The 7,163-nt window shown below is 41.7% G+C and carries 9 protein-coding genes and 2 pseudogenes; 8 read left to right on the top strand and 3 right to left on the bottom strand.

Features of this window, described 5'->3' with window-relative positions; genetic code table 11:
• From JL57_RS34415 to JL57_RS13910, 4 genes and pseudogenes are all read left to right on the top strand, one after another.
• Positions 1-97 (top strand): annotated as a pseudogene (locus JL57_RS34415) (preprotein translocase subunit SecA); the annotation flags it as partial.
• 16 nt (positions 98-113) lie between these two features.
• Positions 114-383, top strand: coding sequence for a type II toxin-antitoxin system HicB family antitoxin (locus JL57_RS13920; RefSeq protein WP_291300078.1), 270 nt, complete (start codon positions 114-116; stop codon positions 381-383).
• A gap of 146 nt (positions 384-529) precedes the next feature.
• The gene (locus JL57_RS13915; protein ID WP_034142646.1) at positions 530-1,105 is read left to right on the top strand and encodes a TetR/AcrR family transcriptional regulator; all 576 of its coding nucleotides are present in this window, start codon (positions 530-532) and stop codon (positions 1,103-1,105) included.
• A 2-nt stretch (positions 1,106-1,107) separates the two neighbouring features.
• Positions 1,108-2,592, top strand: coding sequence for an NAD(P)/FAD-dependent oxidoreductase (locus JL57_RS13910; RefSeq protein WP_034142645.1), 1,485 nt, complete (start codon positions 1,108-1,110; stop codon positions 2,590-2,592).
• Between the two features lie 44 nt (positions 2,593-2,636).
• Here the strand turns inward: JL57_RS13910 and JL57_RS13905 are convergent, their stop codons facing one another.
• Positions 2,637-3,182, bottom strand: a complete 546-nt coding sequence (locus JL57_RS13905; protein WP_291300080.1) for a DUF2804 domain-containing protein — start codon at positions 3,180-3,182, stop codon at positions 2,637-2,639.
• A gap of 319 nt (positions 3,183-3,501) precedes the next feature.
• Here JL57_RS13905 and JL57_RS13900 point away from each other — a divergent pair, with 319 nt between their 5' ends.
• A complete protein-coding gene (locus JL57_RS13900; RefSeq protein WP_034142644.1) occupies positions 3,502-4,029 on the top strand; it encodes a DUF4011 domain-containing protein in 528 nt (175 codons plus the stop codon).
• Positions 4,030-4,166: 137 nt separating this feature from the next.
• Here the strand turns inward: JL57_RS13900 and JL57_RS34410 are convergent.
• Positions 4,167-4,436 (bottom strand): annotated as a pseudogene (locus tag JL57_RS34410) (nitroreductase family protein); the annotation flags it as partial.
• 470 nt (positions 4,437-4,906) lie between these two features.
• Here JL57_RS34410 and JL57_RS34405 point away from each other — a divergent pair.
• From JL57_RS34405 to JL57_RS13890, 3 genes are all read left to right on the top strand, one after another.
• On the top strand, positions 4,907-5,104 hold the full coding sequence (locus tag JL57_RS34405; protein ID WP_291300079.1) for a response regulator transcription factor: 198 nt from the start codon (positions 4,907-4,909) through the stop codon (positions 5,102-5,104).
• 150 nt (positions 5,105-5,254) lie between these two features.
• Positions 5,255-5,881 (top strand): DUF5301 domain-containing protein, encoded by a 627-nt coding sequence (locus tag JL57_RS13895; protein WP_034142643.1) that lies wholly within the window; start codon positions 5,255-5,257, stop codon positions 5,879-5,881.
• Positions 5,875-6,465: a bifunctional 2-polyprenyl-6-hydroxyphenol methylase/3-demethylubiquinol 3-O-methyltransferase UbiG gene (locus JL57_RS13890; protein ID WP_034142642.1), complete on the top strand. Its 591-nt coding sequence runs from the start codon at positions 5,875-5,877 to the stop codon at positions 6,463-6,465. The genes JL57_RS13895 and JL57_RS13890 overlap by 7 nt, the downstream gene beginning before the upstream one ends.
• Positions 6,466-6,918: 453 nt before the next feature.
• Here JL57_RS13890 and JL57_RS13880 read toward each other — a convergent pair.
• The coding region (locus tag JL57_RS13880) for a hypothetical protein (protein WP_034142640.1) at positions 6,919-7,163 on the bottom strand (245 nt) is incomplete at its 5' end.

The following is a 7,163-nucleotide window of genomic DNA, read 5'->3' as shown; positions in this document are numbered from 1 at the left end:
GTATATCACTTATAAGAATAAAGTTTACGATCTGCTGAATGTGTGGCTTAAGGACGAGACGTGGAGCAGGCAAGCTCGTCCCGGCGGAGATGCGTAGTAAGGAATGGTGGCTGATGAAGAGGAGATATGTTTTCCCGGCCATTATTGAGCGGGATAAAATAAGCGGCAACTATACGGTTGTTTTCCCGGACCTGCCGGGCTGCGCCTTCGTAGGGGAAGATTTTATCCAGGCTTATTACTGGGCCGGGCCCAGGCTGGGGTTTCATTTATATATGATGGACAGAGAGCATGAGCACATCCCCGAAGCTTCGGATACTTCAGGCTGGGAAATCGCGGCGGACGCTGTCGTTGTAAACACAAGAAAGTCTGTAAAAGAGGCATAGTCTCTAGGAGTTTGCATTAATGCAAATTCCTATTTTTTGGTGCGGCACGCATTACCTAGATGAAAATATTATAAAAATATTTATTGACAATTGGAATAATTGACTATAATATTGAATAAATATTCAATGAATAGAGGCTCAACAAAATGGGAGTTCGTGAAGAACAAAAAGAAAAACGTCGGAAAGAAATTCTAGTGGCAGGGCTAGATATATTTATTCGAAAGGGATATGCATCAACAAAAATCAGCGACATTGCAGAGCAGGTTGGTATGAGCGTGGGACTTTTGTTTCATTATTTTGAATCAAAAGTAAAGCTGTATGAAGAATTGATAACAATCGGCATTTCAGGACCAATGAGCGTTATGGCTCACACAGATATGGAGCCGATTAAGTTTTTAGAATGTACGGCAAAACAGATTTTCCACTATGTCCAGACGGAATCGCTTACTGCTAAGATGTTCGTATTGATGAGTCAGGCGTATTATAACGAAGCAGCTCCACAAAGTATTAAAGACAAGTTACGTGATTTTGATATTTATACGCCGACAACTCTGTTGATTCAAAAAGGTCAGACAAATGGCACAATTCGTGAGGGTGATCCTTACGCACTGGCAATAGCTTATTGGTGCGCCATTCAAGGCATTGCAGAACAAATAGCGCTGAATCCTGATACACCCTGTCCTGAAAGTGATTGGATTATAGATATTGTAAGGAGGAAATGAGCATGAAGAAAATAATTGTTGTGGGTGCTGGAATTGCCGGGCTTACAGCAGGTATTTACGCACTTCAAAGCGGATTTGATGTTACAATTTACGAAAGTCATACCATACCGGGAGGTGCTTCCACAAGCTGGCGAAGAAAGGGGTATTTATTCGAGGGCGGAATGCACTGGTTGACAGGTTCGTCACCCAAAACCCCACTTAATAAGCTTTGGCGTGAAGTGGGTGCATTGGATGATGGGGTTACTATTTATAACCGTGATCCTTTTATGGCCTTTGAATATGACGGACAGACGGCATACTTATATCGAGATATAGATAAGTTGCGCCAGCACTTTTTAGAGATTTCACCGGCTGATGAAAAAGAAATAATCAAATTCTGCAAGGATATAAAAAAATTCAAAAAGGTAGTTATGCCTATTTCGGATATTAAGAACGTTAAAGTTAAGAATAAATCTTCTCTTGGCTTATCGGCACTTTGGGGCATGATTCCAGCTTTTTCCAGAATGTCCTTTTATGCAAATCAAACATCAAAGGAATTTGCAGAGCGGTTTAAAAGTCCTCTTTTACAGAGCCTTCTTAAGAATATAGCGGGTTCTGATTACAATGCCACTGCAATGGCTTTTACTATGGCAACGCTCACTTCCGGAGACGGAGGTTATCCTGAGGGCGGCTCACTTCGCATGGCAGGTCGTATGGCTAAGCGTTTTGAAGCGTTAGGAGGCACGATACAATACGGCAAAGTTGTAAGTAAAGTATCGGTTCAAAATGGCGTTGCTTGCGGAGTAATCATAAACGATGAACACGTAAAGGCAGATGCTGTGATCGTGACTCAGGATACACTCGTTGCCATCGACACCTTGTTTGACGCTCCCATTCAGGAGCCGTGGGCACAAAAGATGCGTAATAGCATAAAACCTGTACTGAATACCTTTATTAGTGTGGGTGTGGAGGCAGATTTATCCGATATGCCAGAAAGTTTAATATTCATCACTGGTGAGCCTCTTTTGTGTGGTGGTGTGCCAGAATACACTATTGGTATTAATAATTATGCAGGTTATAAGGGATATGCACCGGAAGGATGTACCGCTATGACTTCTATAATCACGGGAGACAGCTATGATTTCTGGAAAGCCTGTAAGGTAAATGGTACCTATGAAGTAGAAAAACAAAAGCTGGCAGAGGCATTTACCCACATATTGGCGAAAAAATATCCTCAGACAACTGGAAAAATAGCCGTTTGGGATGTAGCAACACCGCTGACTTATGAACGGTATTTACATTCATATAAAGGCTCGTGGATGTCAATTATGGGCAAAGGGAGCAAAATGGAAAGCTATCCATCTAAACCCGAAAGCATAAAAAATGTTTATTTTGCAGGTCAGCGCATTATGATTCCCGGAGGACTGCCGGTAGCGGCAGAAACTGGGCGAAAGGCAGTTCAATACTTATGCAGAGACACAGATACGGTGTTTCAGGGGAATATTTAAATCTCTACCAAGATTAGCTGCTTTTCTGTTTTTCGCAAGGATTATTACCATTTTCCAAAATGTTCTTCAATACTTCCCAACATACTCTCTAAAATGATAGACTCACCTGTCTCTGTTTCAATTCTTCCAAAAAAATGTCCAATCATCTGATGCACTTCGGATTTTAGGATAATGAGGTTTGATTTTGCAATTCTTTCGTAAAAAGGTACGAATTTTAACTCAACTCTGTTGGTTATTGCTGACTTTAAAATCCAGGGTTTTTTGAGATCGCTACCGTCATAATCGAAAATTATATCCTCGCTTAATTTGGTTAGTTTACCGTCCACAACAATGCCGTTCTCAGTCATGCCGGTTCCGTCTGTCCATTTAGCCCCAAAATTCAGCCCAATCCTCTTGCCATTAGATATTCCGGAAGCAGTGGCCCAGTTCCAATTGACACTGTAGGGCCATACTCCTCTTCCGAAGTCGAGACAGGCAAAGGTGTTTTCAGGATTGAAATTATAGATTGTGTCGCCAATCTTTAGTTGCCCAGAGACAGGAAGACCTTCATGTTTTGAGGTAAACTGGAATACCTTTTCACTCCAGGGGATTACAACATTAATTATAGTCGCTCAAAGTGTAATGAGCAAATGAAACGAGATAGGAACTCTGAAGGGAAGAATGAAAGGGTTCTTTATCCACCAAGTGGTGAAATGCTTCACCCTGTGAAGCACTGCCGAAATTGTGAGTTTGCATGCCCAGTAGGGAAATGATGTAGTTAGGATAAGGCGTTCCGGCGGGAGCGTCTTTTGATAAATCTAAACGTCTACATAAAGTTATTCGAGATAAATATCCCGAGGGGGACTATCTGCAAATCAACCGGGAAACCTATATTCAAAGTCACGTGGATTTGAGGACGTGGGGGGAAACATGGAGAATAAGCTGCAAAAGTTAAAAGACCGGCTCAGTGATTTAAGCAAGCGCAACCGCTTGCTGAGACTTCTTAAGTTATATGACAAGTGGACCTTCGACTTAGGCCAATTTAAGACCCGTTCGACCGAGATCTTGCATAAGTTAAGTCATAAGCAAGGTCCCATTCACCTTGCTTCAATCCAGTCCTCGGACGAAACGGAGCAAAGGTCAGCCCAGCGCCTGCTGTCCCTTTATCGAAACGTGACCGCCTTGGAAGAAGAAACAGGTTCATACAATGTCTTTGTGGGGTATCCCTTTATCACCGGAAGATTCCCGGATGACACCTACATTCAGGCACCGGTGTTTCTCTTTCCGGTTGAGTTTAAGACAAAGCAACAAGAGTACGAACAATCAAGGCAATCTGAAAAAGTAGCTACCGTATTAAATGAAGAGCGAGCAGAATTGTTGATGCGAAGTACGAAAATGATTAATATGTCATCTCCCAATCAACGAACACCACTCGAACCTATGCAACCTATAGGTTGACAGGAGGACGGGGTTGCTGACAACTTTTTCGTTGTTGTAGCAACCCCGTCCCCCTGTCAACCCTTTTGTAACGAAAAGGCCAGAGGAAGCACTTATGAGGTAGGTATGAACAAATTGTTATCCCGACCTAACAGGCTTCAGAAGGTCTCATACCAAACAGTGTTTTCAAGACTCTTGCGTAATGTGACATGGCGATCTGGAGAAAGTGGTTCACTAGCGGCATACCCAATTGCTAAAATATTAACTGGTTCATAGTTATCCGGTAGTTTAAATTCAGTTCTTATTACCTTAGCATCGAAATAACAGATCCAACACGTCCCGAGGCCTAACTCTGTTACTTGCAACATCATATGATCCGTTACAATACTAGCATCGATTTCTGCGATATCTTTTCCATCCTGCGGCCTTTTCCACGAAACACTATGGTTAGCTCAGATGATCAAGGCAAGGGGCGCGCAGAGAGGCATGTGACTCAGGTGACTAATCGCTGAGAATCGTTTAGTAGATGTTCCTATAGTTTCAAGAATATTGTAAATAAAAACGGTTGTTGGCAGGGTTTTACAGAATAATGAAGAATCTAGGCTATAGAAAGACTACAGGGCAGTCGTTTATGCGATCTTGGACGATAAGAGCATCTCCTTACAACAGTTCGAACTAATCAGGAAGCAAAAGGTTCGGGAGAGAGGCGCTTTCAAGGAGAAACTGTTGCTTAAAGAAGTGATTGACGGTTGAGGAAGCTCACATCGAGCGTTCTAATAACGTAAAATTATAAGAACTAAGGAGTTGTTTTCATTGGAGTTGGTTTTAGGTATTTTAGTAGAAGCCGTGATAATTATTTTTAAGTTGGTGTCAGGCACCAGGCACCCATCTTTGCAAAATTAGAACCAAGCCCCTACTTAGTGAACGAGAAATGGAAGTGCTCAGGGAAATAACAAGAGGTGCTTCAAATAACGAGATTGCGGAGCGCTTGTGTATTTCTATGGCTACAGTTAAATCCCACATTATAAATATCTACGGTAAACTTCAGGTGAATAATAGGGTGGCAGCCATTGAGGCAGCTAAACATCTTAGGTAATGCTATTTTGGTGAATATTTACTGTTATGTCTAAGGCGGCCCAATGGTTTTCCTGGTTTAACTGTCATGAACGCTGGGAAATCAAAGTGGATGACAACTAATTATGTTATTGTTGTAGGGGAGATAATCAAAAGTGGACGGAGGTATGTCATGGGTAAAGAGACTTATAATGATGTCTATATGATATACGCTCTACGCAGTTACGTAATTCCAGAAGCAGTTGTAAAGGCTATCGCAGACGGAAAAAGGACAACTAAGCAAAGTGTACAAGACGTTCCTGTTGGCGTAGATTACAAGGTCTTAAAGTTCGGAAACAAAGGTTATTACCTATACGAAAAAAATGGGACATATTATTGTGAACTGCCTTATCAATATATCCATGAAATCACGAAAGACGTCTACAAAAACGCCCTAGAATTTGCGGAAAATCCCTCTGAAGTGAAAGGTGCAACAGTATCTCCTAAGGCTGTCAGTTTGGTCGAAGATCGCTTAACTATTATTATGTCATCCCCTTTACAATCCTCGAATCCAGACGACTATATCAACGCTCATCAAAGTGCCTATGAAGAGATTAAAAAATATGGGGGAGAAGAGGCACTTTCCTATCTGCTTTCGCAGTTTCAGCAGGGCAATGCGGTCGGCTTGAGGGGTGTTCTGATGATGCGCCTTTGTCAAGAGTTTCTGGGGGAGAGGAACAAGGTTAGTGATGAAGCCCTATCTCCTCAAGAGTGGTTAGTCATTACCCCAGTCTTTCTTAAGGAGGCGGCAAAATGGTAAATTCTACTGTTATCTTCTATGATAAGAACGCTTATGAATTTTATAATAATACGGTAAATGTAGACATGAGTGAACACTACAGAAGATTTGAAGAATATCTACTTCCTGAGAGCTCTATTCTGGATGCGGGTTGTGGTTCGGGCCGGGACAGTCTTTATTTTCTAAGTAAAGGATACAAGGTTTCTGCCTTTGATGCGTCCGTAGAAATGGTAAAACTGAGCTCAAAACTTACTGGCTTGACTGTTCAGCATGCTAAATTTGAGGACCTCAACTTCAATTTAGTGTTTAATGGCATATGGGCCTCTGCATCCCTCTTGCATGTTGACAGAGGGACGATTATTGACATACTGAAAAAGCTAACCGCAATGCTTGACAAGGGTGGCGTACTTTTTATGTCCTTTAAATATGGCGACAAGGTTTATAAGAAGGACGACAGATTATTTAACTGCTATGATGAGAGTTCCTTCAGTGAAATGTTTTCTTCTATTCCAGAACTGACAATTCTGGAATTATATAGAACTGCGGATGTTAGGGAAGAAAGAACCAATGAATTTTGGCTTAGTGCTATAGTTAAGAAAGCTTAAATCCTTACGAACTATAGTGATTATCAAGATATTATTTAACTAGAACGGCAGAATTTAATGGACCATTTGAAAATGAATATCAAACTTTCCAATGACGGACACTGCTATGGTACCAGGGAACAGCTTCTGGAAGAGTCGGAAAAAATCCTCGAGATTGTAACAGGGACGTATCGAAACTAAGTTTCGCCACGACCCTGTTTTTGTGTATCAGTATAATAACCCATATTCGGCACCCCTGGGGGTACCTTCAAATATTTTGAGCACCGACAGGTAAAATGGTAGTTGATCCGGCTAACTTTGATCATCCAGAAGGTAAAGCTGGATTTATCTTCTGGATGATCAATATAGTCGTTACTCTGTACAAACACACTTTCAGGAATCGAATAGAAAGCAAGCCGAGGGTAATATCGGATAAATTCCGCATATTGACAAATCGCGCGACCAGGCCCGGTATCAAAACTCTATAAGCTCATCCACGGTCATACCCATAAATTCAAGAAATGTTGTCATTTGCAAGTGACAAAACGTACTGATAAAAATCAAATGGTACATTCCTGCTTCGTTCTCAATGAAACCTTGATGTCGAAATTCCTCAATCAAGAATCTTGTCGTAATGTTTTGCTGGAGTTTTCGCCCGCCGCGTCCCACGCGTGGCAACTCCTCCACTTTGTATTCTTTTATGCCCTTACGCAGTTTGT

It is taken from the genome of Desulfosporosinus sp. BICA1-9, assembly GCF_000802135.1.
The sequence above is the reverse complement of the archived record's forward strand: the minus strand, read 5'-3'. Positions and strand labels throughout refer to the sequence as shown.